Consider the following 26,701-nt stretch of genomic DNA (forward strand, 5'->3'; position numbering starts at 1 on the left):
AGAACCGCCGGATCGTCACGCGCTTCGACAAGCTCGCAAAAAGTTACGCCGCGATGGTTTCGCTGGCTTGTGTCCTGCGGTATATGCGACGGCTTTTTTCAGACAGAGCCTAGAGCGTGATAGGCAGGCTCGTCATACGGCACTTCCAGCACCTTTTCCCGTGGTGACTGGGGAGGTTGTAAGATTCTTGACGATACCGGGGCGATAATTGGGTTTATACCAATTTCATACAGCATCTGAGCCGTCCATCTCCAGCTGATGGGCAGGTTGTTGGAGGTTTCCCTAATGCTCAAATGAATTTTCAATAGGCCGGTATTTTTCAATAGACTGGTATTTTTGATAGTTGGAAGGGCTGAGCTTGCATAGTACTGTTGTGACTGCTTTGCGGTGGAGGGGTAAATTATGCCCTGGTATTCGTGCTATGGTTATTCTCCCGCTGGTGGTTTCACGTCTGCGCATGTGGCTTTCAATGGCGAGATGCAAGATCGCCATCTAAGCTCTTATTTTCTTGGGAGCGGTGTTCGTGTCTACTCACCGATACTCATGAGATTTTTTAGCCCTGATCCTTATGCACCTTTCGCTGGGGCGGGAATCAGCACCTACGGATACTGCGCCGGTGATCCAGTAAACCGTGTGGATCCTTCAGGATATATGTGGCGTTATTTTCGGGAGCTCTTGGCTAGTTTCGGAGAATCCCCGCCGCTGCCTGATGGAGCAAGGGTCTTGAGAAATCACAAAAAACGAAAACTGGCGAAGGAATCCGACATACTCGAATCACGCCGCGCTAATGATCCTAGAAGGCGGGTGCGTGACGTGGCCGATCTCATTAACGAAAATTCGAGGCCGAGGAAGTTTGTTTTAGGTGCTGATAATGAGCTGGTGATTGCCTTGTCAGGTAGGAAGGGAGAGCCTGATTACGTTAGTCACCCTCTGTTGGCGAAACTTCTGAACGATAAGCGGGTAGTCAGTGCAGGCACGCTCATTGTTGGTGTGGAGCGTAAAATACACATTTATAACGTTTCGGGGCATTACCGGCCTAAGTACTCCGATCTCAACCCTATGGTAGAAAAAATTCGGGAGATGGGTTTGAAGCCAATGCCGGTTAAAGTCCATTAGGGGAGCTTCGAACAGCTTTCCCGTCAGCCGCCCATTTCCTGCCTATGATTAACTTGTTCGGAACTCCTTATCGTGTAATCTCTCAGTGAGTCCTGCGATCAGGGAAACTCCGAGCACGTTGCCCATCAGCTGGAAATGGACGGCTTAAGGATGCCGAAAGCCCGATTTTCAGCCGCTAATAATTGGATAGCCAAAGCATAGCCTTGGTTGTTTGCCCTCCTGGACGCCCTCCTTTTGCAACAGGCAATAGTTGTCGGCTCACCATCCACCGCTTCGACAGGGCAAACAGCGTGGCCATTTGCGCCGTGTTCTTGGCCAAGCAATGGCATCGGGGTCTCACATAGCCGAATTGGCGCTTTATCACGCGGGATTGATTCAGTTTACCGTGAACACGGCTTGCGGCCACCGCCAGTCTTTAAGTAGTGAGGCTTAATCTCGCGTTTACCGGCAGACTTAAAATCGGAAAAGCTCAGCTGGCTCATGGGATGGCGGGCTTGTTGGAGGCAGTTGGACTGAAAGCCGTTTCAGCACAGGTCAGATGCTCCGTGCTGACTTGATCGGAGGATCCCGAATAGCTGCATTGCTTACAGCGGCTTTTGAGCTGGCCGCGTTTTCTGGCGTGTCGGGGAGCATTTGGAAATCGTTCGGTTTCTGTCGTTTACCGCTTTTTGTTGACTCTCGATCCGCTACAACTGATATCCAGCACAACTACCAGGGTCACATCTAACCCCTCACCGTCGTCTCCTCTCAGGAGTGAGGGCTAGCTAGCCAAGTCTGAAGTTCGGGTCAATTAAAACTCAAAGGGCTGAATTCTGTCGGGTCTTCAGTTCAGAGAGTCACCATCGACAGCACTTCTCGGCCGGAGGAACCGCTCGAACGACTAGCCAAAATACTCCAACGCCAGATCGCCAGCACTTTCAACTGAACGCCATCCCCACAGGCGGTTCTGACCTTGAACACACTGTAAGCTCAACAAGGTCAGACCATGACAATCACCCTCAACAGCTACACCACCGTCAAAAGACGCGAACGTGTCCCTCACGCGATCTTCGCCCACTACTGGCGCGACGTGCACGGCCCGTTGTGCTCACGGCTGCCAGGGCTGGGCTTGTACATCCAGCACCACTTTTCGCGCCACCAGGACGCACACCTTTGGCCATTGGCCGAGGGCGTGCGAGAGATCGCAGACTACGAACTCGATGGCGGTGTGGAGATCGGCTTCAAGTCCGCCGACCAGCAGGCGCGCTTCAAGCAAGCCAGCCCTATCCTGTTTTCTGACGAGCAGAACATGTTCGACGAAACGCTCGCGTACGATTTGCCCCAGGGATCGATGATGGTGGTGAATCGGCTGGCGGACGAGCGCCTCAATGGGCTCGATCATGCCGACCGGATTCATGTGCACATGAGCCCGCGACAAAGCCTTGAAGATCTGCAAACGTATGTGCGCGACAAACTCGCGCCGACCCTAGCGCAGGATGCCTCGGTATTGAAAGTGCAAGTGCACCTGTGTGCCCCCTTCCAGAACGATGGGAATCATCCGCCGGCACCAGACGTTGCGCACACGGCCACGCAGGAGCGTGCCGAACTGGTAATCATGGAAGTCGCCTTCGGAAACCCTGTGGCCCGGCGCCGGTTTTTCGAGGGGCAGGCGTTCAAGCGGACGCTGGCGGATCAGGCCCGGCACATCGGAAGTTTGAAGGCTTTCGCGATCAGTGGCGTGTACAGCTACGTGGTCGATGGGGAAATGACCACGGCGGGGCTGCGGGGCAGCCGGGCGGCGGAATTGATCGAGTACCTCGGCGCGATCAATCAACTGGAAAGTGAAGTAGAGGCAGTATTCAAAAACGTGGAAGCAGCAGGTTAAGCTGCCCCGACATCCAATATGTGCGGGGCATGCCTGCGGGAAATGCGCGGCTCGGTCCAATCGCTGAGAGCCAGAGCGGGTCGTCGCTGATATTCCCGTTCGCTGCACAGTTGGCGCCCAAGGGGCGTCCCTGTTCAATGCAGCACCTGACTCAAGAACAACCGCCCTCGCTCACTCTGAGGGCGCTCGAAAAACACCGCCGGCGCGGCCTGCTCGACCACCTCGCCCTGGTCCATGAACACCACCCGGTGCGCCACGGTCCTGGCGAAGCCCATTTCATGGGTCACGCACACCATGGTCATGCCGTCCTCGGCCAGGCTGACCATGGTGTCGAGCACCTCCTTGACCATTTCCGGGTCCAGTGCCGAGGTGGGTTCGTCAAACAGCATGATCTTGGGCTTCATGCACAGTGCCCGGGCAATCGCCACGCGCTGCTGCTGGCCGCCGGACAATTGGCCGGGGTACTTGTGCGCCTGTTCGGGAATACGCACCCGCTCCAGGTAATGCATCGCCAAGGCTTGCGCTTCGTGGCGCGGCATCTTGCGCGCCCACATGGGCGCCAGGGTGCAGTTCTGCAGGATGGTCAAATGCGGAAACAGATTGAAGTGCTGGAACACCATACCGATTTCGCGGCGGATGGTCTCGACTTGCCTCGCGTCGTGGGTCAGCTCGACGCCCTCGACGACGATGCGGCCCTGCTGGTGTTCTTCGAGGCGGTTCAGGCAGCGAATGGTGGTCGACTTGCCTGAGCCGGACGGGCCGCACAGCACGATGCGCTCACCTGGCTGCACGCTGAGGTTGATGTTCTTGAGCACCTGGAAGTCGCCGTACCACTTGTTGACGTTCTCCATCTGGATCATGGGTTGGATGCCCGGTGTATCCAGGGATTGGGTCGCTTCGTTCATCTGAAATACTCCTGGCTGGCGCGCAGACACGCTTGGCCGGTGCAAGCGGGCGCTGGCTGCGCAAAGAAGGGTTGTACACGCTGTTCGTTCAGTGCAGAACGCTTTGCAGAAACTGCCGGGTGCGGGCCTGTTGCGGGGCGCTGAACAGCTGCGACGGCGGCCCGGTCTCGATGACCTTGCCGGCGTCGAACAACACCACGCGGTCGGCCACTTCGCGGGCGAAGCCCATTTCATGGGTGACAACGATCATGGTCATGCCCTCGGCCGCCAGGCCCTTCATGACATTGAGCACGTCGCCGACGGTTTCCGGGTCCAGCGCAGAGGTGGGCTCGTCGAACAGCATCAGCTTGGGTTTCATCGCCAAGGCGCGAACGATCGCCACCCGCTGCTGCTGGCCGCCGGACAGCTCGGCCGGGTAATGCCCGGCCTTGTGCCGCAGGCCGACGCGCTCGAGCAAGGCCAGGGCGTGGGCCTGGGCTTGCGCCTTGGTTGCGCGCCTGAGCTTGACCGGGGCGAGCATCATGTTGGCCAGCACCGTCATGTGCGGGAACAGCGTGTAGTCCTGGAACACCATGCCCACGTCCTCGCGTAGCCGGGCCAAGGCCTTGCGGTCTGCCGCACGCGTCTGATCGCCATCGCCAACCACCACGGTACCCTTGGAGGGCGGTTCCAGGCTGTTCAGGCAGCGGATGAAGGTGGACTTGCCCGAGCCGCTGGGGCCGATGATGACCACCACCTCGCCTTGGCGCACGTCCATGTCGACGCCCTTGACCACTTCATGGGTGCCAAAGCTTTTATGCAGGCCGCGAACTGTCAGGATTGTGCTCATAGGCCCGCCTGTGCCCGGGTCAGGGCTTGCAGGTTGAGGTCGGCCGCGCTCATGCGCTCGCGGCGCTGCTGGTTGGCCGCACGCTCTGCGCCCAGGCGCTTGCTGGCGCGCGCCAGGCTCGGCATCAAGGACCCAAGCGACGGGCCGCCGGCAGAGCTGCGGCCCTGCACGTTGCTGGCCGGGTCCAGGCAATCACGCACCTTCTGCTCGGGTAGGTGCAGGGCATGGCCCAACTGCTCCAGGGCGCAGGTGTCGATCATCCGGGTGGTGATCTGATTGGCCGGCAGGCCCTGGTCCATGGCCATGCGCACCACGCCCCCGACCACATGGTGGGCTTCGCGGAACGACAGGTCGACCTCGCGCACCATCAGGTCGGCCAAGCCGGTGGCGGTGGAAAAATCCTCACCGGCGCGGCGTGCCGCCAGGTCACTGTTGGGGGTGGCGGTGCGCAGCACCAGGTCCAGCAGTTTCAGGCAGCGCAGGCTTTCTTCGGCAGCCTCCCAGAAACCCCGTGGCCCTTCGCGATTGCCGTCGCCGGTATGGGAAAAATTGGTGCCTTTGATGGTCACGCTCGCACCCATCAGCAGGCCGACGATATGACCACTGCGCCCCTTGAGGTACTCCAGCACGGTGGGGTTCTTCTTTTGCGGCATGATGCTGGAAGTGGCAGCGACGCTGTCGGGGAAGTCGATGAGGTTGAACTCATGGGTACTCCACACGAAGTAGTCCTGCGCCACGCGGCTCCAGAACACCGCCAGGTTGCTCAGGTGCGACAGGCTTTCGAGCAGAAAATCCCGCGAGCCTATGGCATCCAGGGCATTGTCCAGGTAGCCGTCGAAGCCCAGCAGCTCGGCGGTGCGGGCGCGGTCGATGTCGAACGGCGTGCCGGCGAAGGCGGCTGCTCCAAGCGGGCACTGGTTCATCGATTCCAGGGTCTGGGTCAGGCGTTTGCTGTCGCGCTCCAGGGCCTGTTCCACCGCACTCAGGTAATAGCCGTAGGTGATCGGCTGCGCCGGCTGAAGGTGCGTGTAGCCAGGCATCACCACTTCGGCGTACCGCTCGGCGCAGTCAAGGGCCGTGGCGCGTACCGTTGCCAACTCGTCGATCAGGTCCATCAGCAGGTCGCGGCAGCGCAGGCGGTCGAGGGTGGCCAGGATGTCGTTGCGGCTGCGACCGGTGTGCAGGCGACCGCCAATGTCGGCGCCAATCTGCTCGATCAGGTGCGCCTCGTAGTTGAAGTAGGCGTCCTCACGCGAAGGGTCCAGCTCGACCGCATCCGCGCCTGCCTGCTCCATGTCCAGCACACCCTTGGCCAGCACGCTGGCATGGTCGCCGCGGATCAGGCCTTGTTCGGCCAGCATCAGAATGTGCGCCTTGTTGACGTTACCCAGGTTCGCGAAGCCGCTGGCAAAGCCTTCCAGGCGCGGGCGGTAGATGTACTCGTTCACTTGCGGCGCGGTGCTTTCCTTCAGGCGCCGACTGACTTTGGATGCTTGCATGCTGGAACCTCTTCAGTGGAAGTACGTGCCGCCGGACGACCCAGACGACGTTCGAGATAACGGCTGAGCCAGGTCAGCGCCGAACAGATGACGAAGTACACCAACAGCACCACGCCGTAGACTGCGAAGGCGGGGCTCACGCCGGTCATGACGGTTTCCCGCTCGATGATGATCTGACCGACCTTGAGAAACTCCCCCACACCCACAAGGGCGCCCAGGGACGTGGCTTGCACCAGGATCGTCAGCAACCCGGTGTAGGCCGGCAGGATGGCTTTCATCGACTGCGGCACAACCACATGCAGGTAGATCTGCCAGGGGCGCAGGCCCAGGGCCCAGGCACTTTTCCACTGATGCCTGGACACCGACTCCAGCCCGCCACGCACGATCTCGATGCCGTTGGCGCTTCCCCACAAGGTCAGGCCCACGGTAACGGCGGCGAAAGGGCTCAGGTCCACACCGAACATCGGCGCACCGAAGAAGATGAAGAACACGTTGACGATCAGCGGAATGGAGCGAAACAGCTCCACGTAGCCATGGATCGTCCACCCCAACAGGCGGTTCTTGACCGTGGCCAGCACGCCGAGCACGGCCGAGATCAGCGTGGTGAACAGCAACACCACCAATGCTAGGTACAGGGTCATCAACAACCCTTTGCACACGAAGCTCCAGTTTTCGAGTAGGAAATTCATGGTCGCCTCACTGCCGGAAAGGGCGTTGCAGGTGGGCGGACAGCCGCGCAGTCATCAACGCGAGTACCCCCACCAGCACCAGGTACATGACGCAGATGGCCGTGAACATCTCGATGGCGCGAAAGTCCGTGGCGATGCGGTCCACTGCGACGAAGGTCAATTCCGCAAGGCCGATGGCCTGTAGGTAGGAAGAGTTCTTCAGCAGTGAGATCGCGGTGTTGAGCATCGCCGGCAGGCTGGTGCGAAAGGCGATGGGCATGGCGATCAGGGCAAAGTACTGCACGGGCTTGAGGCTCAGTGCCAGGCTCGCCTCGCGCATGCCACGCTCCAGCGTGGCTAGCCCGCCGCGGATGTTCTCGATCTGGTACGCACCGGCCCACAGCGACAGGCACACCACACCCGACCAGAACAGCGATAACCCAAGCCCAATGGCCGGCAGGCCGTAGAAGATGAAGAACAACTGCACCAGGATCGGCGTATTGCGGATCAGCTCCACGTACAGCGCCACGGCCTGGGACAGCACCGGGATCTTCATGACGCGCACCGCCCCGCCCAGCACCCCGATCAACAGCGAGCAGAGGATGGCCAGGGCTGTGATGCGCAGTGTCATCAGCACACCGTCGAGCAGGGCAGGCCATTGCTCGACCAGATAATGGACGTCGAACTCCATGATGGCGGCCGATCAAAGCGCTTCGGCAGGCTTGGCCTGCTCGAAGACGCTGATGTAGTAGCTTTGGATGTTTTCGGGTACGAACTGCTGCACCCAGCCTCGGAACAGGTGTTCCTCGCGCATGCGCAATACCGCCGCGCTCAGGAAGTCGCGCCACTGCGCTTCGTTCTTGCGCACGCCGATGGCCGCGTCAGAGATCTGGAACGGTTGACCTATCAGGCGGGCATCCTGGTCGTTGTCGGCGACCACCACGAGGGTGGCGGCATCGTGGGTGTAGGCGTCGGCGCGGCCCTGGCGAAAGGCTTGCAAGGCATCGGCGGCGCTGTTCATGCGCAGGGTCTTGACGTCGGGCATGTGGTCTTCGAACCATTTGGCCTGCACCGACCCTTTGAGCGTGGCGAGGGTCTTGCCCTTGAGGTCGGCGATCGCGCGGGCCGGGCTGTCCTTCTTCACCACCACGTCACTGGCGCCCCACCGGTAGGGCGTAGTGAAGTCGATCACCCGTTGGCGTTCCGGGGTGACGCCCAGGGTGGCGATCAGCAAGTCCACCTTGCGCCCCAGCAGCTGCGGCACACGGTTTTCGGCGGTCACGCAGGTGAAGCTGACCTTGTCCTTCGAGCCCAGGGCCCATAGCGAAATCTGCTTGGCCATCTCGACCTCGACGCCTGCGAATTCACCTTTGTTGTCCTGGTAGCCATACGGTGGCTGGTCGCAGCGCACGCCAGCGCGCAGGTGGTCCGCCTCCTTGATGGCTGCGGGGACGGCGGGCAGGTCGGCGGCCTGAACGGTGGATACCGCCGCCCACGACACGCACGTCAGGGCCAGTGCAGCGCTTAGTTTTTTATACGAGAACGACATGATGCCTCCTGATTACCGGGCTGCACCGCGCCACTGTGCGGGCGCGATGCGTGAGTACAAGGGCAGAGCTGAAGTGACGCTGGAGCACCGGTGTTATGTGTGTTGTTGCCGGTATGCGCTCGGGGGTATCGCGCTGCATCGGAGCAGACGTCGATGTGGTTGTAGTTATAAAATCTGCGCGTCATGCAATCAAATGACAATACATCAACCCGTCATGCAGAAATGATATGGCCATCAATTTCAAGCAGATCGAAACCTTCCGCGCGGTCATGCTCAGCGGCTCCATGACAGCAGCGGCGCAGGCGCTGCATACCTCCCAGCCCAATGTCAGCCGGCTGATTGCGCAACTGGAACGGGCCAATGGGTTCAAGTTGTTCGAACGGGTAGGGGGGCGTTTGCTGCCAACCGATGAGGGCGCGCAGTTTTTCGCCGACGTAGAGCGCGCCTTCATTGGGCTGCACAGCCTGGAAACCTCCGCCGAGCACCTCAAGCGCGGCGGTACCGGGCAGTTGCGTATCGGCGCGGTGCCCTCCCTGACCCATGGTCTGCTGCCAAAGATCATCCAGCGCTTTCGCCAGCAGAACCCGCACGTTCATATTTCCATCCACACCAATGACTCGCCGAACGTGGCGCACTGGGCCGCGACCCGGTTCTGCGATGTGTGCCTGGTGTCCTATGTGGCCGAGGACATGGCGGGCGTGCAGTCCCAGATCATCTGCGATGTCCCTGGCGTGTGCATCTTCCCCAAGGGCCACCGGCTCGGTGCCTTGCAAGCCGTGACGCCTGCTGACCTCAAGGGCGAAGAATTCATTTCGCTTTCGCATACCGACGGCTCCCGCACGCGGCTCGACCGGCTGTTCGCCGAGGATGACCCGCGGGTGCTCAACCTGGACGCCACCCATGCCGCCACCGTGTGCTCACTGGTCGGGCTAGGGCTGGGGGTGAGCGTGGTCAGTCCGCTAGTGGCGGCAGAATACTTGCACACCGGCATCGACATACGGCCGTTTACGCCGCAGTTGCGGTTCTACACGTATCTGCTCCTCTCATCCGACCGGCCTGAGAACGTGCTGACTCGACGGTTTCGGGTGTTGGCGGGGGAGATGTTGGGGGAGGCGGCGCAGGCATGTATCGTAGGCCTTGGGACGTAGGCTCGGTACCGCGGCTTATTCCCTCGGTAGGAGCAGCGCAGCCTCAAGCCCACCTGCCGCCCGGTTTTTCAGGACCACCCGGCCACCCAGGTGCTCCATGATGGCTGCCACGATCGACAGCCCAAGGCCAGCGCCGTTGGGGCTGTTGCGGCTGTAGAAACGTTCGAACACCCGCGAGAGGCTCGCCTCGTCGATACCTGGCCCTTCGTCCTGCACCACCAATTCGACACGCTCATCGTTGCCCCGCAGCGAGACGGTGATGCGCCCCCCAAGGGGCGAGTGCTCGACTGCATTGGTCATCAGGTTCTGCAGCGCAATGCCCAATGCGCTGGCATCGACGGCTACACGGTGCTCGCCGCCCTCTATTTCCAGGGAGGGTTCCAGGCCTTTGTCCAGTATCCAGGGGGTAAGCTCGGCCAGGATGTCAGTGACCACCTCGGCAAGGTCGACGTGCTCATGGGGGCGCTGGCCGATTCGAGGCTCCACCCGGGCCAGTGTCAGCAGTTGGTTGACCACCCGCGTCAATCGATCAACGCCGCCCATCAGGAACGTCAAGGCCTTGTTGCGTTCGGCTTCGTTGCTGGCAGCCAGTGCGTTCTGCGCATGCAGGCGCAGCACCGCCAAGGGTGTTCGCATTTCGTGAGCAGCGTCGGCAATGAAGCGATGTTCACGACGCAGCAGGTCTTTGATCTGGGCCAGCAAGCGATTGAGGGCAGCCTGCATGGGTTCGAGCTCCGAGGGCAGCGGCACCAGTTGTAGCGGTTCGAGTGATTCGGCATGCCGCGCGCGAATGACGTCGGCCATGTTCTTCAACGGCTTGAGCCCCCAGCCGATGGCGGCCCATACCAGCACGGCAAGCGCCAGGCCGCCCACCAGAAATGGCATCAGGGTGTGACGAACGATACGGTCGATCAAGTCATAGCGCACGTCATCGCGCTCACCCACCCAGATCACCCAGCCTTTGTCGGGCACCGGTAGCACGAAACCGCGCCATTGCTCGTCGTCGCTGGTGAAATCGTAAAACCCAGGCCGCATGGGCCGCGGATCCAGGCGAGGTGCGCTGGGCGTTTGCACCATCAGTGCGGCGTTTTCGTCCCAGACCTGGAAGGCCAGCTTGCTCTCGTAGGGATGCCCCACCCGGTGTCGGCCCGCCTGGGCCAGCGCGGTGTTGAAGGCACGGTACAGCTCGTCACGCGCGCCGCCTTGAACCGGCATGCTCATTACCCCCTGCAGCAGGCGTGCGTTCTGGGCAAGGTGCGCGTCGTACACTTCGTTAATTTCATGGCGGCTGTCATGGTAGTTGTACAACGCCAGCAAGCCGGTGCCGATCAGCAGCAAGAGCATGACGCGCCACAGCGTGCGCTGGCGTAGCGACCTCATACCTTGGCCTCGACCAGGTAGCCGATGCCGCGCACAGTGCGTATCAGGCCATTGAACAGTTTCTTGCGCAGTTGGTAGATGTTCACTTCCAGGGTGTTGCTTTCCGGCTCCTCGTCCCAGCCATAGAGCAACTGCGTCAGGCGTTCGCGGGTGAAGACCTTGCCGGGCTGGGCGAGTAGCTCATGCAGCAGTCGGTACTCCTTGGGCGTCAGCACCACTTCGGCACCCTTGAAATGCACCTGCTGGGTTGCCGGGTCCAAGCTGACACCACCGTGCTCGATCAGCACCGTGGCCCGGCCAGCGCTGCGGCGCAGCAGGGCACGCAGGCGTGCCTTGAGTTCGTTGAGGTCGAAGGGTTTGACCAGATAGTCATCCGCCCCGGCATCAAGCCCCGCGATGCGGTCCTCCAGGGCATCGCGTGCGGTGAGAATCAGCACCGGCAGGCTGTTGCCTCCTGCTCGAAGCCGGCGCAGCAATTCGATACCGTCCAGGCGTGGGAGGCCCAGGTCCAGTATCAGCACGTCGAATGCTTCATGCTGCAGGGCGTGCAAGCCACTGACGCCGTCCTGCAACCAGTCAAGGGTGTAGCCCTCCTGGCGCAAACCATCGCAGATGCCTTCACCCAACGCGCTATCGTCCTCAACCAGCAGCAGGCGCATGTCTAGTCCTGTTTGTCCTTGATGGTGTCGAGTAAAGCATTGATATCGGCACGTCGGCCCTCATCGGCCAATTCTCGGCCGGGTCTGGGCGGCGCCTGCAAGGCCTTGCGCAGCGCAACTCTGGCCTCACTGTAGCGTTTCTGACGCACCAGATGATCGCCCCAGAAGTAGTTGCTGTCGATGCCTGCGGGATTGATTTTCAAGGCCTGCCTGAGCAGCGTGTCGGCTTTGTCGTCATCCCCGAAGCCAACGGGCCAGCCTGGAACCTGGTCATACAAAGTGCCCAGGCTGGTGTAGGCCGAGCCTTGCAGGGCTTGAGGGTCGAGGGTAATGGCCTTTTCCAGGCTGGCCTTGGCGGCCTTGACCTTGCCAAGCGCACTCAGCCCACCGGTCGCGCCAGCCCAACTGCTATTGATGATGCCGTCCCAGATCAGAGGCTCCGGGGCATTGGGGTTCTGGCGGACGAAAACGGCCGCCTCGTTCGCCAGCTTCTCGAACGCGCCTGCGCGTTGATCCTTGGGCAATTGATATTGGATATGCGCCCATTGCTGCTGCAAGTCGTGCAGGTGTTGGGCCCCTGTCTGATCAAGCGCCCAGCCAAGCGGGGTAAATGCCAGCAAGCTGGCCAATACGATAGGCTTCATTTGCTCGGTTCCTTCATGGGGCTGCCGATATGGCGCCGAATCAATGGCAGTTGTTTACGCAAGGCTCGATCCACCAGCCCTGGCAGGATGCCGTTCAGGCGCACGAACATTTTCTCCGGCCAGCCCAGGTAGAGCTCGCTGCGCTCGGACTGGACCGCCTGGAGTACAGCCCGTGCAACGTAGACCGGGTCGTCCATGCCTACTTTCAGCGCCTGGTTGAGGGCGGTAGCGGCGCTGCTGTTCATGCTGGTGCGGGTTGCGCGCGGCGCGACGTACAGCACGTTGACCGGGGTGTCGGCCAATTCACGGCGCAGTGCTTCACAGAACCCGCGCAGCGCGAACTTGCTGGCGCAGTAGCTGGCATAGCCGGGGTAGCCGATCGAGCCATACGTCGAGCCGACGTTGACGATTAGCGCCTTGGACTGCTCGCGCAGAAGTGGCAAGCAAGCCCGGGTCAGTTGCAAAGGTGCCTTCAGGTTGATGTCCAGCAGCTCATCGAGGGCCTGTTCGTCCAGCTGTTCGAGCAAGGCGAAGCGATTGACCCCGGCAGCGTTGATCAGCACATTGAAGCCGCCCAGTTCGCGCGCGCGCGACACGACCTGTGCTCGGCCTTCCTGTGTACGCAAGTCCGCCGACTGCCAGCGCAGGCTGCCTGGGTAGCGGTTCATCAGGCTTGCCAGTTTGCCCATGTGCCGACTGACCGCCAGGACCTGCGCGCCGGCATGGCACAGCTGCTCGGCCAGCTCAAGGCCAATCCCGCCGCTGGCGCCGGTGAGCACCACGACCGACTCATGCAACCGCATGGCGCACCTCTGGCTGGTCCGCGCGGGGCAGCCCCTGGAACATCTCGGTGTACAGGCGGTAGACCATCTTGGCTGCCTGGATGACCGCCTGCTGGTCTTCGGCGTTGTCCAGGCGGTCCATCAACTGCCTGTAGGTCACCATATGGTCCTGGTCGAGCGCGCCGTGGGACTTGAGGTAGCTCATCGCCCGGTCTGGCAGCGACAGGCTCTGTGCTATGGCGCCGGCGGCCTGTGTGGCCAAGGCAATGCTGGTGCCTTCCAGGACGTTGACCATACCGAATAGCCCTACCGGATTGCCCCGTGCGATCAAGTCGTAAAGATAGGCGACCATGAGCTCGATCGACGGTGCGGGTCGGCCGTCGCGTACCGCTTCCCAGTCGCCCCCACAGGCCTCGATGTCGTTGAGGATCCACTGCTCATGGCCGTACTCTTCCTCGATGTACTCGCACACTGCACCGCGCAGCCATTCGAGCCGGGCAGGCAGGCGCGCCCCGCATGCCATCATCAGCGGGACAGTGTGGCGCACGTGGTAATAGGCCTGGGTGAGAAATGCGATGTAGCTATCGAGACTGACCTGTCCAGCCATGGCCTCGCGGATCACCGGCACGCCGAACAACGCCTGGCGCTCGTGGGTGGTTTGCAGTTGCAACGTTTCAAAGAAGGACATGGTCAGCTCACTCCTGGGGTATGCAGATCAGGGATTGATAGCGTTCAAGAATTGCCTCGCGCCGAGGGCGGCCGTTGGCTGTCAGGGTTTGATCGGTGAGGCTCAGCGGCGCCGTCAGGCGTCGCCAGTGGTGGGCACGTGCGTAGTCGGGCAGCCGTGCATTGCACTGGCTCACCACTTGATCGATCTGGTCGTCGCTCAGGCTTGGGTCCATCGGCCAGATCAACGCCACATTGCTGGGCAGGCTCTCGCCATGTACGAATGCTTGGGCGATGATGCCGCTCTGGGTAAGTTCGGCCTCTACCCATTCAGGGCTGACGTTTCGACCGAAACTGGTGATGAATTGGTGCTTCTTGCGCCCATCGAGGTACAGGAAACCATCGTCATCCAAATGGCCCAGATCCCCGGTGGCCCACCATGGACCGTGGAAAAGCGCGGTATCGAGGTAGCCCAGCAGCGTGCAACCGGCCACCAGCACCTCGCCATCTTCCGCGATGCGCACCTGCACATGGGGTAGCGGCTTGCCCACACTGCCCCGGCGTACGCTGCCCGGACGGTTGAGGGCGACCACCGAGGCGCATTCAGACAGCCCATAGCCCTCGTACACCGCAAGCCCGACAGCCTCGGCGCGAGCCAGCAAGCTGGGCGACACCCGAGCGCCGCCTACGGCGACGAACCTCAACTGCTCAGCTGACATCGCCCCTTGTTCAACAGCAGTGACCAGCCCTAGCAGCAACTGCGGCACAAGGATCAGGCTCTGGGCCTGACTCTGGACGATTGCACCCACCAGTCGCTTGAAGTCCACCTGGGTGGCGCCACTGATCCCCAGTTGCTGTTGACTGAGCAGGTGCACGCAGGCTCCGGCGATCAGCGCGGCATACACGCCCAGGTTTTCCAGCAGAACGCCCAGTGGCAGCACCGCCAGGTGATGCTCGGGTGCGCTGGCTCGGCTAGCTGCCTCAAGCTCACGGGCCACGCCAAGCAATGCCTCGGCACTCAGGCAGACACCTTTCGGGGATCCCGTACTGCCGGAGGTGTAGGTGATTTTTGCCGTTTCCGGCGCAATGGCCACCCCTGCGAGCGACTTGCATAGCCAGAACCCCGGCCGAGCCTGTGGCACGTAGCCCAGCTCGACAAGACGTGAGTCCCACCCGGTTTCGCTCAGCACCAGGGTGACGCCGCTTTGGCTGAGACAGTGGGACATTTGAGCGCAGGTGAAAAACGGGGGAATGATCACGCATGGGCGTTCGGCGAACAGCGCTGCAAGGTCCCACAGCAACAGTTGCGGGCCATTGTCCAAGGCCAGTGCGAATGCACCCTGAGGTTGGCTCCCAAGCCAGGCGGCACGTACCTCGACCGCCTCGAACAAGGCGCGATAGGTCAGGTGCTGGTCGGCACCTTGCACGGCGATGGCGTCAGGCTGACGTAGGGCGTGTTCCTTCAGCAAGGCCTTGAAGCGGTTCAGTTCATGCCGCATGACCGGATTCCTCTCTCAGGACCGGCAAGCCAAGGCGCTGAAAGACGCCTGTGCGCGTCAAGGCATCGAAGCCGTAACGGATATTTCCGGCAAACACCTGAGGGCAATGGCTGTAGTAGGTGCCCCATTTTTCAGCCTGGTCCTCAAGGCGAGCAGGATCGGCTGGCGCCAGGACGACGGGCATCAGCCCCAGTCGCTGGAAGCTGTTGATCAGCGTCGCCGCGCCGGTGAACGCGACCCAGTGCAGGCCGCGTGAGGCCAGCAACCACGTGACCGCAGCGATCATCAGGCGCGCGCTGCCGGCGCTGAGCGAGGCCAGGTTGCCCACCTCGACCATGCAACTGCGCGGCAGGGTTGTCCCGACCACACGGGACACGGCGTCTTCCAGAGGCATGTCGAGGTAGCGCTCCAGAAACAGGGACCCGTCATCGGCTGGGCGAATGCCCGCGGCGGCTGTCAACCGGCCTTGGCTGTCGTGAAACGCCAGTAACTGCGGCAGGAAATGCTGAATATCGGCCTGATGGCTCAACGCAAAGCACTGATGGATGAACCGCTCGAGTGGCATTCGTCCAGGGTCGTCTTGCAGGTGTAGCGACAATGTTGCCTGACGATCGGCCTGGTTACCGATGGCCAATGGAAGCAGATGGCTCCAGTCACGGTGGGTCATGAAACGTCTCCCAACAGGTTCGATGGGGGACAGTGTCGGGGGCTTATCTGAAGGGAATCTGAAGTCAGGTGTTACAGTTTCATTTCAAGGAGTGCCAGTAGGATCTTCTTTCGTGCTGTTGGGCGAGGGACGTGCCCGTACCCTTCCATAACTGATATCGTAATGATGTCATTGTCGCGCAACCTTTGTCGTTGTGCCGCTGTCGTAGTTCGCACTACCGGTCAGGCAGCAAGGGTCGCATCCTGCGATGGCCATGCGTGAGCCGGTAACGAAGCCAGGGATTGGTCTTTTTTGTCTTCCTCCGAGTACCGACCCATGCTTCATCTTTTTCGTAACCGCGGCGAGCGCCAGGCGCTCACGCAGCTGGCTGCCTCCCTCCCGCAAACACACACCGACGGTGGCCGCACTGCCGCCAGTTGGACAGACGTGCAACGTGAATGGACCTCGCGTGAGTTGCATGCCATTGAGCGTGAAGGCCGTATTGCCGAGCTTGAGCGCGAGCTGGAAAACGCCCGGTTGATGCTGGCCGAGGCCGACGCCAATGCGCGCGCCTCGGAAACCCGATTCGACCTGGTCAATCGTGCATCTAGCGAAGGCTTGTGGGACATGGAAGTGGTGGCTGGTGACCCGGTCAACCCGCGCAACCGCTTCTGGTGGTCGCAGCAATTTCGCGAAATGCTGGGGTTTCGCGACGAGCGCGATTTTCCCAATGTCCTGGCCAGCTGGGCTGACCGCCTACACCCGGAAGACAAGGCCGCCACCCTGGACGCCTTCGCTCGCCACCTGAACGACAAATCAGGCATGACCCCCTACCGGGTGCGCAACCGTCTGGCCATGAAAGACGGCAGCTACCGCTGGTTCTTCGCCCAGGGTGAAACCCTGCGCGATGCACGGGGCGTGCCTTTGCGCGTTGCCGGCGCCTTGCGCGACATCCACGACGAGTTGCAGCGCGAACATGAGCACGACGTGATCATCACCCGTTTCGAACTGGCGCGGGAAATGCTCTCGGACGGGCTGTGGGACATGGAAGTGATCGCCGGTGACCCCGTCAATCCCAAGAATCCCTTCTGGTGGTCGCCGCAGTTCCGCCGTTTGCTGGGCTTCGAAACCGTCGAAGAATTCCCGGACGTGTTGGACAGCTGGGCCTCACGCCTGCACCCGGGGGACAAGGCCTACAGCCTGGAAGCCTTCCAGGCGCACCTGAACGACCGTACGGGCAAGACGCCGTTCGACATCGAGTACCGATTGAAAATGAAAAGCGGGGAGTACCGCTGGTTCCGCGCCCGTGGCCAGACCAAACGCGATTCCTACGGCGCGCCGTTACGTGTGGTCGGGGCATTGGTGGACGTTGATCTGGAGCACCAGCAGTCTGCCATGCGTGAGACCGAAGCAGCCCACCAGCGCACCCTGGAATCCAACATCACCAAGCTTACCCAGATCGTCGGCACCATTCAGAGCATTGCCAGCCAGACCAACCTGCTGGCGCTCAATGCCGCTATCGAGGCAGCACGTGCCGGGGAGGCGGGCAGGGGGTTTGCGGTGGTGGCCGATGAAGTACGCAAGTTGGCCACGCGCACGACGGAGGCTACCGAGCAGGCGGCCGACATGATGCGCGGCTGACAGCTCGTTTTTCTCTCACTTCGTTCCAGGGTTTAACTCATGAATTGGTTCTACGATGCCAGGTTGTCGGTCAAGCTGTACCTCGCTTTCGCGCTGTGCGCGCTGATCACCTTGAGTGTAGGAGTTGTCGGTAGCCAAGGAATCGGCTCGCTTTCGTCTAGTTTGCAAAGTGTATTTGCCAACAATCTCGTGTCGGTGGCCCAGGTTGCAGAGGCGCGTTCCAGTGCCATTGCCCAGAGCCAGGACCTTTACCGGCTTGTAGCGGCTACCGCAATCAATGCGCCCGAAGCTGAACGCGCTGCCATTCTTGCGTCCATGAAAGAAAACCGGCAGAGCAGCGAGCAGGCATTCGCGATCTATCGAGCAACGCCGTTGTCCGACGATGAACGCCTTGCGGGCGATCGTATGGAAAAAGACTGGCCAGCCTACCAGGCCATCATGGATCGGACGGTAGCCACCATCGCACGAGGTGACTTGGCCGAAGCCAGGCAATTGATGGCCGGCGAATTGCACCAGGCATTTCGTACCGTGCTCGACGACTTGACCACCATGGTCGAGTCCAATAACCGGCAGATCGATGAAGGTGCGCGAGCTGCAAAACACAACGAGGCGGCGGCCAAGTTCAACCTGTACTTGGGTATCGGTGCGGCGTTCGTAGCCGCCATTTTGCTGGGTATGTTCATCAGCCGGGTCATCAGCAAACCGATCGCGCTGGCGGTGAATACGGCCGAGCGCATCGCAGGCGGCGACCTGAGCAAACCCGTGGCGACAGGTCACGCCGACGAGACCGGCCAACTGCTAAACGCCCTGGGGGTCATGCAGCAAGGCCTCAAGCGCACCCTGGAGCAAATCGCCAACGCAGCGGATCAGCTCGCCTCCGCGGCCGAAGAGCTCAACGCCGTCACCGATGAGAGCACCCGCGGGCTCACGCGCCAGAATGATGAAATTCAGCTGGCCGCCACGGCCGTCACGCAAATGAGTGCGGCGGTCGAGGAGGTGGCACGCAACGCCACCTCCACCTCCGAAGCCTCCCGGCAGACGTCCGCGGAAGCGGCCAGTGGCCGTGACCAGGCGCGCGAAGCCGTGCAGGCCATAACCAGCGTGAACAGCGAAATCGGACAGTCCACGGTCATCGTTGGGGAGCTGGCCGGTAGCGTGCGCGACATCGCCAAGGTGGTCGATGTGATCCGCGGCATTGCCGAACAGACCAATCTGCTGGCGCTCAACGCGGCCATCGAGGCGGCGCGGGCTGGCGAGCAGGGCCGAGGTTTTGCGGTGGTGGCAGACGAAGTGCGGGCATTGGCGGCGCGTACCCAGGCCTCAACGGGCGAGATCGAAGCCATGATCACAGGCGTTCAGGCCCGTGCCGACGATGCGGTCAAGGCCATGGGCAACAGCCGAAACCTGGCCGATAGCACCCAGGCCTTGGCCCAGGCGACCGGGGAATCGCTGGAGCGGATCGCCCGGAACATCGCCCAGATCAACGACCGCAACCTGTTGATCGCCACGGCGTCCGAAGAGCAGGCCAATGTGGCCCGCGAGGTGGACCGCAACCTGATCAACATCCAGGACCTGTCGACCCAGACCTCGGCCGGTGCGCATCAAACCAGCGCATCCAGCCAGGAGCTGTCCCGCCTGGCCATCTCGTTCAACGACATGGTCAGCACCTTCAAGCTCTGAACAGGGCGTAGACGATCTGTAGCGTGTCATGCCCCGCCCACTGCAGTGGTGCACTTACCTGCGGAGGGCGGCGCGAGGGCTTTCAGTCGACGCGCACGAAGACGTTCTTGGCCATGTCGCTACCGCCGACGGCCTCCAGGCGCTTGCCGCCGTCGAGCACGCGTACGTTGATCAGCGCCATGCCATCTTTGTTGCGCGCGGTGACCACGTCATCCTTGCGCTCCCATTCATCTACCTTCAGCTTGTTGCCGTTGGTGATGATGTAGTCCTTGGAAAACTCCCAGGTCTGTTTCGGGCTCTGGATACCCATCACGGTCGTGGTTTGCTCGTAGGTGCCTTCCAGGGCGTCGTTGCCACAACCGGCGATGACGAAAAACGGCAGGGCGGCGAGGGCGAGTTTGAGTTTACGCATTGAGCTTCCTTTTCAGTGAGTCAATCTCGTTCGACAGGGTTGATGGCAGGTGCCAGGGCGCCGCGGCGTCGAGATGCAGGTGGGTATCACGTGTGGGTACGAAGGGGGTATCGAGCGTGCCAAGGGCGATTGAGATCCAATCGGCGTATTGGCCTGCATTGCGTGACCAGAACAGGCTCGAGCCGCAGGCTGCACAGAATTGCCGTAGGACCGTGGGGGACGAGGCATAGGCCGCAAGCTGGTCAGCGCCGCGCAGCATGCGCAGCGCCTCACGCGGCACACTGCCGTATGAGGCATAGGCAGCCCCATGGCCTTTGCGGCACTGGCTGCAATGGCAGTGGCTCACGGCCTTGGGCGGGCCGAGCAGTTCATAACCGATTGCCGCGCAAAGGCAGCTTCCCTGGTATGTGCTAGACAAACGCGATTCCATGCGTAGGAAAAGGCGCCAGCTTAAACGTAGCGCCAAGGGGAGTCGAGCCGGTTCTGGCCACACGTGTCGGTGGCAGGTGCCTGGGAAGCGGTTTTCGCACGTCCTTGACCGTCAGGGGGCACAAGCGCGTGCTGGCGAGCCCGAAGCTCGATCAGCCCGTAAAGCCGTGGGACGTCGGTTTCAGAATGCGGCTGGTCGTTCGCGCGCAACCTTCCGGTGCAGCAAGTGCCATGCTTGCAGGATGCCATTGGACCCGCGCGCAGACGCATGGACGATGGCAAGGAGGCCGCCTGCTCCACGCAACCGTGACGTGGCTGGCGCGCCGCAGCAGAACACGCCGGAACCCGCCAGTACAACAACAGGGGCGGGCCGTGATGCCGAGGTCCGCTGTATGCCTGATCAAATGCTCCACCTGCCCGCTGTCCAACGTATCGTGGCCGATCACCAAGAAACCCCTGGTGCGCTGCTACCGATACTGCACGCCATCCAGCATGCTGTCGGGTACATTCCCGATGCCGCCGTCGGCGTGGTCGCCCACGCACTCAACCTGAGCCGGGCCGAGGTCCAGGGCGTCATCAGCTTCTATCATGATTTCCGCACTGCCGCGCCAGCCCGGCACACCCTGCGCCTGTGCCGGGCCGAGTCGTGCCAGAGCCGTGGCGCCGAGGCCCTGGCCGCGCAGCTGCGCGAGCAATTGGCGCTCGATGACCATGGCACCAGCGCCGACGGTGCCATCAGCCTGCGCCCGGTCTATTGCCTGGGCGCCTGTGCCTGTTCGCCAGCCCTTGAACTGGACGGTCAGGTGCACGCCCGGCTCACGCCCGAGCGGCTACGCGAGTTGGTCAAGCGTTGCCAGGAGGGCGCCACATGCTGAAGGTCCATGTCCCCCGCGATTCGGTGGCCCGTGCCGTCGGCGCAGACCAGGTGGTCGAGGCGTTGCAGCGCGAGGCCGAGCGGCGCAATGTGCAGCTGGACATTCGGCGCACCAGTTCCCGTGGCCTCTATTGGCTCGAGCCGCTGCTCGAGTGCGACAGCGAGCAGGGCCGGCAGGGTTTCGGGCCGGTGACGCCGCAGGATGTACCCGGCCTGCTGGACGCCATGATCGGTGGGCAGGCAGACCATCCGCTGGCGTTGGGGCCTGTGGAAGACATGCCTTACCTCAAGACCCAGCAGCGCCTGCTGTTCGCGCGTGCTGGCATTACTCGCCCCTTGTCCTTGGACGATTACCGCGCCCATGGTGGCTTTGCCGGCTTGGAAGCGGCCGTTGCCATGGACGGCGCCGAGGTGGTGGCTGCCGTGCTCGATTCCGGCCTGCGTGGTCGTGGCGGGGCTGCGTTTCCTGCCGGCATCAAGTGGCGCACCGTGCGCGACGCCAAGCCTGCCCAGAAGTACGTGGTGTGCAACGCCGACGAAGGCGACTCCGGCACCTTCGCCGACCGCATGTTGATGGAAGGCGACCCGTACCTGTTGATCGAGGGCATGATCATCGCTGGCCTGGCGGTGGGTGCCGACAAGGGCTACATCTATGTGCGCTCGGAGTACCCGGACGCCATCGCCACACTCGACCAGGCATTCGTCATCGCACGTCAGGCAGGCTACCTGGGTACCAATGTGGCCGGTAGCGGCAAGGCGTTCGACCTCGAAGTGCGCGTGGGCGCAGGCGCCTACATTTGCGGTGAAGAAACCGCGCTGCTCGAGTCCATCGAAGGCAAGCGCGGCATCGTTCGCGCCAAGCCGCCGCTCCCGGCGCTGGAAGGCCTGTTCGGCCTGCCGACCTTGGTGCACAACGTGCTGACCCTGGCCTCGGTGCCTGTCATCCTGGCCAAGGGAGCACCGTTCTACCGCGATTTCGGCATGGGCCGCTCGTTGGGCACCATGCCGTTCCAGCTGGCCGGCAATGTTCGCCACGGCGGCCTGGTGGAGCGCGCCTTCGGCTTGACGCTGCGTGAACTGGTGGAGGGCTACGGCGGCGGCACGGCCAGTGGCCGGCCGCTGAAGGCCGCCCAGGTGGGTGGGCCGTTGGGCGCCTGGGTACCCCCCAGCCATTTCGACACGCCGCTGGACTACGAGGCCTTCGCGGCCGTGGGCGCCATGCTCGGCCACGGCGGTGTGGTGGTGGCCGACGACACCTTGAACATGGCCAGCATGGCCCGCTTCGCCTTGCAGTTCTGTGCCGAGGAGTCCTGCGGCAAGTGCACCCCGTGCCGTATCGGCTCGACCCGTGGCATGGAAGTGGTGGACCGGCTGATTGCCAGCGATGACATCACCGAGCGCCATGACCAGGCACTGCTGCTTCGCGATTTGTGCGACACCATGCAGTACGGCTCGCTGTGTGCCATGGGCGGTATGACCGCTTACCCGGTCGCCAGCGCCCTCAAGTATTTCCCTGCCGATTTCGGGCTGACCCAAGCGGAGGCCGCGCAATGATCCATATCTTCGATCCGCAAACCGACCTGGGCACGCCAGCCCGTGACAGCGAAGTGCAGGTCAGCCTGAACATCGACGGCCGCGCGATCAGCGTTCCTGCTGGCACGTCGGTGATGCGTGCAGCCGCCATGCTTGGCACGACCATTCCAAAGCTGTGCGCCACTGATAGCCTCGAAGCCTTCGGCTCCTGCCGCATGTGCATGGTGGAAATCGAGGGCATGCGCGGTTACCCGGCCTCCTGCACCACGCCCGTCACCGAAGGCATGGTCGTGCGCACCGAAACGCCGCGCCTGGCGGGCTTGCGCCGTAACGTGATGGAACTGTACATCTCCGATCACCCCCTCGATTGCCTGACCTGTTCGGCCAACGGCAACTGCGAACTGCAGACCGTGGCCGGGCAGGTGGGGCTGCGCGAGGTGCGCTACGGCTATGACGGTGCCAACCATCTGGCCGAAAAGAAGGACATTTCCAACCCGTACTTCGACTACGAACCCAGCAAGTGCATCGTCTGCAGCCGATGCGTGCGTGCCTGCGAGGACATCCAGGGCACCTTTGCCCTGACCATCACCGGACGTGGCTTCGAATCCCGGGTGGCGGCGGCAGGCGGCGATAATTTCCTGACGTCCGAGTGCGTGTCGTGCGGCGCCTGCGTGCAGGCCTGTCCGACCGCGACGCTGACCGAGAAAAGCCTGGTGCAACTGGGCCAGCCGGAACGTGCGGTGATCACCACTTGCGCCTATTGCGGGGTTGGCTGCTCGTTCCGTGCCGAAATGAAGGGCGACCAACTGGTGCGCATGGTCCCGGACAAGAACGGCGGGGCCAACCACGGCCATGCCTGTGTCAAGGGCCGTTTCGCCTGGGGCTACGCCACGCACCCGGACCGCATCACCAAACCCATGATTCGCAAGCGCCTGGAAGATCCGTGGCAGGAAGTGAGCTGGGACGAGGCGGTGGCCTACGCCGCCAGCGAGTTGCGCCGCATCCAGCTCAAGTATGGTCGGGAATCCATTGGCGGTATCACCTCCAGCCGCTGCACCAACGAGGAGGCCTATCTGGTTCAGAAGCTGGTGCGCACGGCCTTCGGCAACAACAACGTCGACACCTGCGCGCGTGTCTGCCATTCCCCCACCGGCTATGGCTTGAAACAGACGCTGGGCGAGTCGGCCGGTACGCAGAGCTTCGATTCGGTGATGAAGGCCGATGTGGTGCTGGTTATCGGCGCCAACCCGACCGATGCGCACCCGGTGTTCGGTTCACAGCTCAAGCGCCGTCTGCGCGAAGGCGCTCGCCTGATCGTGATCGACCCTCGCCGCATCGACCTGGTGGATTCGCCCCATGCCCGGGCCGAGTTGCACCTGCAACTTCGTCCCGGCACCAACGTGGCCATGCTCAACGCCCTGGCCCATGTGATCGTGACCGAGGGGCTACTGGCCCAGGACTTCATCGACGAGCGCTGCGAAACCACAGAATTCGCCCGCTGGCGCGACTTCGTCAGCCTGCCGGAAAATGCCCCCGAAGTGCTAGGCCAGGTGTGTGGCGTTGCAGCGCAGCAGATTCGCGCCGCGGCCCGGTTGTATGCCACCGGCGGCAACGCGGCCATCTACTATGGCCTGGGCGTGACCGAGCACAGCCAGGGCAGCACCGCGGTGATGGGCATTGCCAACCTGGCCATGGCCACTGGCAACATCGGCCGTGAAGGGGTAGGGGTCAACCCGCTGCGTGGGCAGAACAACGTCCAGGGTTCCTGTGACATGGGCTCGTTCCCTCACGAGCTGCCGGGTTACCGGCACATTTCCAACGAAGGTGTACGGGCCGAGTTCGAGCAGGCCTGGGGTGTGACGCTGCACCCTGATCCGGGCCTGCGCATCCCCAACATGTTCGAAGCGGCCCTGGATGGCAGCTTCAAGGCGTTGTACTGCCAGGGCGAGGATATCGCCCAGAGCGATCCGAACACCCAGCACGTTACCGCCGCCCTGCTGGCCATGGAGTGCGTGGTGGTGCAGGACATTTTCCTCAACGAAACCGCCAAGTTCGCCCATGTGTTCCTGCCGGGTAGCTCGTTCCTGGAAAAGGACGGCACGTTCACCAACGCCGAGCGCCGTATCTCGCGGGTTCGCAAGGTCATGGAGCCACTGGCGGGCAAGGCCGACTGGGAAGCGACCGTGGCATTGGCCAATGCGCTGGGCTACCCGATGAATTACCGTCACCCCTCCGAGATCATGGATGAGATCGCCCGCTTGACGCCGACCTTCCGCCGGGTGAGCTACGCCGAAATCGAGCGTCACGGCAGCCTGCAGTGGCCGTGCAACGATGCAGCGCCCGATGGCACGCCCACCATGCACATCGATCAGTTCGTCAGGGGCAAGGGGCGGTTCATGCTGACCGGGTACGTACCGACCGACGAGAAGGTTAACAGCCGCTATCCGCTGCTGCTGACCACCGGGCGCATTCTCAGCCAGTACAACGTCGGTGCCCAGACCCGGCGCACGGGCAACGTCGCCTGGCACGATGCCGATCGCCTCGAGATCCATCCGACCGATGCCGAAAGCCGTGGCATCCAGGACGGTGACTGGGTCGGTATCGGCAGCCGTGCCGGGCAGACCGTGCTGCGCGCCAAGGTCAGCAGCCGCGTGGCGCCAGGCGTCGTTTACACCACCTTCCACTTCCCGGAGTCGGGCGCGAACGTGATCACCACCGACAATTCCGACTGGGCGACCAACTGCCCCGAATACAAGGTAACGGCAGTTGAGGTGGTCAAAGTGTTCCAGCCGTCTGAGTGGCAAAAGCGTTACCAGGATTTCAGTGACGAACAGCGTCGGCTGTTGCAGGAGCGCCGATCTGTCGAGAAAGCCGAGGTGCGCCAATGAGCCAGGACAGCTTGGTGAAGATGGCCAACCAGATTGCCCACTACTTCGACAGCGAGCCGAATCGGGACCTGGCTGTGCAGGGCGTTCGCCAGCATCTACACAACTTCTGGACGCCGGCCATGCGCCGGCAGCTGGGAGAATGGATCGAGGCCAATGCGGGGGAGGGGTTGGATCCTAAGGTTAAGGAGGCGTTGGGTTAGAAGGTGTTAGCTGTCATCTAGTACACGGCTGGCGAGGTGCCGTCTGGCGGCCTTGCTGGGGCACCGGACCGGCCGCGATGGGCTGCGCAGCAGCCCCAGAATTTCAGCTTCGCAGCGCATATTGCCGGGGCCGCGCTGCGGCCCATCGCGGCACTAGGCCGCTCCTACAGGGGGCTGCATGCGGCTCACTATCGTGCTGCATCCGCCAGATGCGCCATCGCCTCCTCGCTTTTCAACACCAGTACATCCCCCTCCAGTGCATCGAGTACTACCTCGCAGGTGTTGCCAATCAACGCGCCGGTAAGCCCTGTGCGGCACACGGTACCGATCACCGTCACCACCGCATCCAGCTGTTTTTCCGTATGGGGAATCAGCACATCGGCCGGGCCTTCAGCCACGTGCAGGCAATCGTCGGCGATACCGTACTGTGCCTGGAAAGCCGCGCACGCCTGGCGATAACGCTGTTCGATGGTGTCGCTCAGTTGATAGACAGGGTCGGCCGCCGACAGCATCGGCGATGGGTGGGCGCTGATCACATGCAGCGCCCCCTTGGCCAGCCTGGCAATCTCGTAGCCGTGGTCGACGATACTGGCATGCAGGCGCTGGTGGTCTTCGTCCTGGTTGCCCACATCCACCGCCGCCAGTACGTTGCCGCCGGTCCATGGGCGCTCGCTCTTGACCATCAGCACCGCGCACGGACAGGCGCGCAGCAGCTTCCAGTCGGCAGGGGTGAGCAGGGCCCTTTTGAGCGGATTGTCGGGGCGATGCTCCTTGATCACCAACTCGCAGCCTTCGCGCTGCTGCACGTGGATGATGGTGTCATGCAGGTTGTCTCGCCACGCCGCTTCATGGGTGACGTGGTCAAAGCCGTCTTCCTGTAACTGCTTGCCCAGCAGGCTCAACAGCGTACTGTGGTCGCGGCGCTTGTCACACATCAACAAGTGCAGGCGCGCGTCAGTGACGCTGGCGATCAGCTTGGCGCGCGTCAGCGCCCGGCTGTGGGCGTGCTCAGGGTCAAGGACGACGAGAATGCTGCGGACGGCTTGCATGGGCGTGTACTCCCTGGAACGTGGGCAGGCGGTGCCAGACTATAGGCCGCGCGCGTGGCGCTGACGCTTGATGCACATCAAGCATAGCAACTGACGCCGTTGCCTGCCGCCGCTATAATCGCCGCCCCTGTCTGTCTCTGT

The 26,701-nt window shown here is 62.3% G+C and carries 24 protein-coding genes and 4 pseudogenes; 11 read left to right on the forward strand and 17 right to left on the reverse strand.

The window, feature by feature from the left end:
- Both FS777_RS20595 and FS777_RS20600 read left to right on the forward strand, forming a co-directional pair.
- Positions 1 to 113, forward strand: a pseudogene (locus FS777_RS20595) (IS5/IS1182 family transposase); the annotation flags it as partial.
- Positions 114 to 402: 289 nt separating this feature from the next.
- Positions 403 to 1,116: an RHS repeat-associated core domain-containing protein gene (locus tag FS777_RS20600; protein ID WP_145257454.1), complete on the forward strand. Its 714-nt coding sequence runs from the start codon at positions 403 to 405 to the stop codon at positions 1,114 to 1,116.
- A 175-nt stretch (positions 1,117 to 1,291) separates the two neighbouring features.
- On the opposite strand, the pseudogene FS777_RS20605 reads toward FS777_RS20600, so the two are convergent.
- Positions 1,292 to 1,483 (reverse strand): annotated as a pseudogene (locus tag FS777_RS20605) (hypothetical protein); the annotation flags it as partial.
- 618 nt (positions 1,484 to 2,101) lie between these two features.
- Here FS777_RS20605 and FS777_RS20610 point away from each other — a divergent pair.
- On the forward strand, positions 2,102 to 2,980 hold the full coding sequence (locus tag FS777_RS20610) for an EthD domain-containing protein (RefSeq protein WP_145257457.1): 879 nt from the start codon (positions 2,102 to 2,104) through the stop codon (positions 2,978 to 2,980).
- A 134-nt stretch (positions 2,981 to 3,114) separates the two neighbouring features.
- Here FS777_RS20610 and FS777_RS20615 read toward each other — a convergent pair whose 3' ends face one another.
- From FS777_RS20615 to FS777_RS20640, 6 genes are all read right to left on the reverse strand, one after another.
- Positions 3,115 to 3,885, reverse strand: coding sequence for an amino acid ABC transporter ATP-binding protein (locus FS777_RS20615; protein WP_144968079.1), 771 nt, complete (start codon positions 3,883 to 3,885; stop codon positions 3,115 to 3,117).
- Positions 3,886 to 3,973: 88 nt separating this feature from the next.
- A complete protein-coding gene (locus FS777_RS20620; protein ID WP_145257460.1) occupies positions 3,974 to 4,714 on the reverse strand; it encodes an amino acid ABC transporter ATP-binding protein in 741 nt (246 codons plus the stop codon).
- A complete protein-coding gene (gene argH, locus FS777_RS20625) occupies positions 4,711 to 6,213 on the reverse strand; it encodes an argininosuccinate lyase (RefSeq protein ID WP_145257463.1) in 1,503 nt (500 codons plus the stop codon). The genes FS777_RS20620 and argH overlap by 4 nt, the downstream gene beginning before the upstream one ends.
- A complete protein-coding gene (locus tag FS777_RS20630) occupies positions 6,183 to 6,902 on the reverse strand; it encodes an amino acid ABC transporter permease (protein ID WP_058605676.1) in 720 nt (239 codons plus the stop codon). Before FS777_RS20630 ends, argH begins: the two co-directional genes overlap by 31 nt.
- Positions 6,903 to 6,909: 7 nt before the next feature.
- Positions 6,910 to 7,572 carry an amino acid ABC transporter permease gene (locus FS777_RS20635; protein ID WP_145257466.1) on the reverse strand — a complete coding sequence of 221 codons (663 nt, stop codon included), beginning with the start codon at positions 7,570 to 7,572 and terminating at the stop codon, positions 6,910 to 6,912.
- Positions 7,573 to 7,584: 12 nt separating this feature from the next.
- Positions 7,585 to 8,430: a transporter substrate-binding domain-containing protein gene (locus FS777_RS20640; protein WP_145257469.1), complete on the reverse strand. Its 846-nt coding sequence runs from the start codon at positions 8,428 to 8,430 to the stop codon at positions 7,585 to 7,587.
- A 227-nt stretch (positions 8,431 to 8,657) separates the two neighbouring features.
- On the opposite strand from FS777_RS20640, the gene FS777_RS20645 reads away from it, so the two are divergent.
- Positions 8,658 to 9,578, forward strand: coding sequence for a LysR substrate-binding domain-containing protein (locus tag FS777_RS20645; protein WP_230375144.1), 921 nt, complete (start codon positions 8,658 to 8,660; stop codon positions 9,576 to 9,578).
- A 15-nt stretch (positions 9,579 to 9,593) separates the two neighbouring features.
- Here FS777_RS20645 and FS777_RS20650 read toward each other — a convergent pair whose 3' ends face one another.
- Genes FS777_RS20650 through FS777_RS20680 form a run of 7 tightly spaced genes read right to left on the reverse strand, consistent with a single transcriptional unit; the run spans position 9,594 to position 15,875 of the window.
- Positions 9,594 to 10,958 carry an ATP-binding protein gene (locus tag FS777_RS20650; RefSeq protein WP_145257473.1) on the reverse strand — a complete coding sequence of 455 codons (1,365 nt, stop codon included), beginning with the start codon at positions 10,956 to 10,958 and terminating at the stop codon, positions 9,594 to 9,596.
- The gene (locus FS777_RS20655; RefSeq protein WP_058639377.1) at positions 10,955 to 11,617 is read right to left on the reverse strand and encodes a response regulator; all 663 of its coding nucleotides are present in this window, start codon (positions 11,615 to 11,617) and stop codon (positions 10,955 to 10,957) included. The genes FS777_RS20650 and FS777_RS20655 overlap by 4 nt, the downstream gene beginning before the upstream one ends.
- 2 nt (positions 11,618 to 11,619) lie before the next feature.
- Positions 11,620 to 12,261 carry a hypothetical protein gene (locus FS777_RS20660; RefSeq protein WP_058639378.1) on the reverse strand — a complete coding sequence of 214 codons (642 nt, stop codon included), beginning with the start codon at positions 12,259 to 12,261 and terminating at the stop codon, positions 11,620 to 11,622.
- A complete protein-coding gene (locus tag FS777_RS20665) occupies positions 12,258 to 13,064 on the reverse strand; it encodes an SDR family oxidoreductase (protein WP_145257476.1) in 807 nt (268 codons plus the stop codon). Before FS777_RS20665 ends, FS777_RS20660 begins: the two co-directional genes overlap by 4 nt.
- Positions 13,051 to 13,731 (reverse strand): TenA family transcriptional regulator, encoded by a 681-nt coding sequence (locus FS777_RS20670; RefSeq protein ID WP_058639380.1) that lies wholly within the window; start codon positions 13,729 to 13,731, stop codon positions 13,051 to 13,053. Before FS777_RS20670 ends, FS777_RS20665 begins: the two co-directional genes overlap by 14 nt.
- A gap of 7 nt (positions 13,732 to 13,738) precedes the next feature.
- The gene (locus FS777_RS20675; RefSeq protein ID WP_078478287.1) at positions 13,739 to 15,208 is read right to left on the reverse strand and encodes an AMP-binding protein; all 1,470 of its coding nucleotides are present in this window, start codon (positions 15,206 to 15,208) and stop codon (positions 13,739 to 13,741) included.
- The gene (locus FS777_RS20680) at positions 15,198 to 15,875 is read right to left on the reverse strand and encodes a thermostable hemolysin (protein ID WP_058639382.1); all 678 of its coding nucleotides are present in this window, start codon (positions 15,873 to 15,875) and stop codon (positions 15,198 to 15,200) included. The genes FS777_RS20675 and FS777_RS20680 overlap by 11 nt, the downstream gene beginning before the upstream one ends.
- A 675-nt stretch (positions 15,876 to 16,550) precedes the next feature.
- Here FS777_RS20680 and FS777_RS21975 point away from each other — a divergent pair.
- From FS777_RS21975 to FS777_RS20690, 3 genes and pseudogenes are all read left to right on the forward strand, one after another.
- Positions 16,551 to 17,153 (forward strand): annotated as a pseudogene (locus FS777_RS21975) (PAS domain-containing protein); the annotation flags it as partial.
- A gap of 129 nt (positions 17,154 to 17,282) precedes the next feature.
- Positions 17,283 to 17,471: pseudogene (locus FS777_RS21980) on the forward strand (methyl-accepting chemotaxis protein); the annotation flags it as partial.
- A gap of 63 nt (positions 17,472 to 17,534) precedes the next feature.
- Positions 17,535 to 19,175 carry a methyl-accepting chemotaxis protein gene (locus tag FS777_RS20690; protein ID WP_145257481.1) on the forward strand — a complete coding sequence of 547 codons (1,641 nt, stop codon included), beginning with the start codon at positions 17,535 to 17,537 and terminating at the stop codon, positions 19,173 to 19,175.
- A gap of 82 nt (positions 19,176 to 19,257) precedes the next feature.
- Here FS777_RS20690 and FS777_RS20695 read toward each other — a convergent pair whose 3' ends face one another.
- A complete protein-coding gene (locus tag FS777_RS20695) occupies positions 19,258 to 19,587 on the reverse strand; it encodes a hypothetical protein (RefSeq protein WP_058605671.1) in 330 nt (109 codons plus the stop codon).
- On the reverse strand, positions 19,580 to 20,005 hold the full coding sequence (locus FS777_RS20700; protein ID WP_058639408.1) for a GFA family protein: 426 nt from the start codon (positions 20,003 to 20,005) through the stop codon (positions 19,580 to 19,582). Before FS777_RS20700 ends, FS777_RS20695 begins: the two co-directional genes overlap by 8 nt.
- A 403-nt stretch (positions 20,006 to 20,408) precedes the next feature.
- On the opposite strand from FS777_RS20700, the gene FS777_RS20705 reads away from it, so the two are divergent.
- From FS777_RS20705 to FS777_RS20720, 4 genes are read left to right on the forward strand one after another with little or no spacing between them, the layout of a single operon-like run.
- On the forward strand, positions 20,409 to 20,891 hold the full coding sequence (locus FS777_RS20705) for a formate dehydrogenase subunit gamma (protein ID WP_145257484.1): 483 nt from the start codon (positions 20,409 to 20,411) through the stop codon (positions 20,889 to 20,891).
- Complete coding sequence (locus tag FS777_RS20710) at positions 20,885 to 22,444, forward strand: NADH-quinone oxidoreductase subunit NuoF (RefSeq protein ID WP_145257487.1); 1,560 nt, start codon at positions 20,885 to 20,887, stop codon at positions 22,442 to 22,444. The genes FS777_RS20705 and FS777_RS20710 overlap by 7 nt, the downstream gene beginning before the upstream one ends.
- On the forward strand, positions 22,441 to 25,311 hold the full coding sequence (gene fdhF / locus FS777_RS20715) for a formate dehydrogenase subunit alpha (protein WP_078478291.1): 2,871 nt from the start codon (positions 22,441 to 22,443) through the stop codon (positions 25,309 to 25,311). The genes FS777_RS20710 and fdhF overlap by 4 nt, the downstream gene beginning before the upstream one ends.
- Positions 25,308 to 25,511 (forward strand): formate dehydrogenase subunit delta, encoded by a 204-nt coding sequence (locus FS777_RS20720; RefSeq protein ID WP_058639388.1) that lies wholly within the window; start codon positions 25,308 to 25,310, stop codon positions 25,509 to 25,511. Before fdhF ends, FS777_RS20720 begins: the two co-directional genes overlap by 4 nt.
- 188 nt (positions 25,512 to 25,699) lie before the next feature.
- On the opposite strand, the gene FS777_RS20725 is transcribed toward FS777_RS20720, so the two are convergent.
- A complete protein-coding gene (locus FS777_RS20725; protein WP_058639389.1) occupies positions 25,700 to 26,560 on the reverse strand; it encodes a universal stress protein in 861 nt (286 codons plus the stop codon).
- Positions 26,561 to 26,701: the final 141 nt, after the last annotated feature.

The sequence above is a fragment of the Pseudomonas sp. DE0157 genome (assembly GCF_007678615.1).
Classification (GTDB): domain Bacteria; phylum Pseudomonadota; class Gammaproteobacteria; order Pseudomonadales; family Pseudomonadaceae; genus Aquipseudomonas; species Aquipseudomonas parafulva_B.

Bases quoted from the DNA above. Each gene is read 5' to 3' on its own strand.
- FS777_RS20665 (WP_145257476.1), bottom strand. From the start codon at position 13,064: ATGCGGTTGCATGAGTCGGTCGTGGTGCTCACCGGCGCCAGCGGCGGG.
- FS777_RS20690 (WP_145257481.1), top strand. From the start codon at position 17,535: ATGAATTGGTTCTACGATGCCAGGTTGTCGGTCAAGCTGTACCTCGCT.
- FS777_RS20610 (WP_145257457.1), top strand. From the start codon at position 2,102: ATGACAATCACCCTCAACAGCTACACCACCGTCAAAAGACGCGAACGT.
- fdhF (WP_078478291.1), top strand. From the start codon at position 22,441: ATGATCCATATCTTCGATCCGCAAACCGACCTGGGCACGCCAGCCCGT.
- FS777_RS20675 (WP_078478287.1), bottom strand. From the start codon at position 15,208: ATGCGGCATGAACTGAACCGCTTCAAGGCCTTGCTGAAGGAACACGCC.
- FS777_RS20630 (WP_058605676.1), bottom strand. From the start codon at position 6,902: ATGAATTTCCTACTCGAAAACTGGAGCTTCGTGTGCAAAGGGTTGTTG.
- FS777_RS20710 (WP_145257487.1), top strand. From the start codon at position 20,885: ATGCTGAAGGTCCATGTCCCCCGCGATTCGGTGGCCCGTGCCGTCGGC.
- FS777_RS20650 (WP_145257473.1), bottom strand. From the start codon at position 10,958: ATGAGGTCGCTACGCCAGCGCACGCTGTGGCGCGTCATGCTCTTGCTG.
- FS777_RS20670 (WP_058639380.1), bottom strand. From the start codon at position 13,731: ATGTCCTTCTTTGAAACGTTGCAACTGCAAACCACCCACGAGCGCCAG.
- FS777_RS20660 (WP_058639378.1), bottom strand. From the start codon at position 12,261: ATGAAGCCTATCGTATTGGCCAGCTTGCTGGCATTTACCCCGCTTGGC.
- FS777_RS20695 (WP_058605671.1), bottom strand. From the start codon at position 19,587: ATGCGTAAACTCAAACTCGCCCTCGCCGCCCTGCCGTTTTTCGTCATC.
- FS777_RS20720 (WP_058639388.1), top strand. From the start codon at position 25,308: ATGAGCCAGGACAGCTTGGTGAAGATGGCCAACCAGATTGCCCACTAC.
- FS777_RS20655 (WP_058639377.1), bottom strand. From the start codon at position 11,617: ATGCGCCTGCTGCTGGTTGAGGACGATAGCGCGTTGGGTGAAGGCATC.
- FS777_RS20645 (WP_230375144.1), top strand. From the start codon at position 8,658: ATGGCCATCAATTTCAAGCAGATCGAAACCTTCCGCGCGGTCATGCTC.
- FS777_RS20635 (WP_145257466.1), bottom strand. From the start codon at position 7,572: ATGGAGTTCGACGTCCATTATCTGGTCGAGCAATGGCCTGCCCTGCTC.
- FS777_RS20620 (WP_145257460.1), bottom strand. From the start codon at position 4,714: ATGAGCACAATCCTGACAGTTCGCGGCCTGCATAAAAGCTTTGGCACC.
- FS777_RS20615 (WP_144968079.1), bottom strand. From the start codon at position 3,885: ATGAACGAAGCGACCCAATCCCTGGATACACCGGGCATCCAACCCATG.
- FS777_RS20680 (WP_058639382.1), bottom strand. From the start codon at position 15,875: ATGACCCACCGTGACTGGAGCCATCTGCTTCCATTGGCCATCGGTAAC.
- argH (WP_145257463.1), bottom strand. From the start codon at position 6,213: ATGCAAGCATCCAAAGTCAGTCGGCGCCTGAAGGAAAGCACCGCGCCG.
- FS777_RS20600 (WP_145257454.1), top strand. From the start codon at position 403: ATGCCCTGGTATTCGTGCTATGGTTATTCTCCCGCTGGTGGTTTCACG.
- FS777_RS20725 (WP_058639389.1), bottom strand. From the start codon at position 26,560: ATGCAAGCCGTCCGCAGCATTCTCGTCGTCCTTGACCCTGAGCACGCC.
- FS777_RS20705 (WP_145257484.1), top strand. From the start codon at position 20,409: ATGCCTGATCAAATGCTCCACCTGCCCGCTGTCCAACGTATCGTGGCC.
- FS777_RS20640 (WP_145257469.1), bottom strand. From the start codon at position 8,430: ATGTCGTTCTCGTATAAAAAACTAAGCGCTGCACTGGCCCTGACGTGC.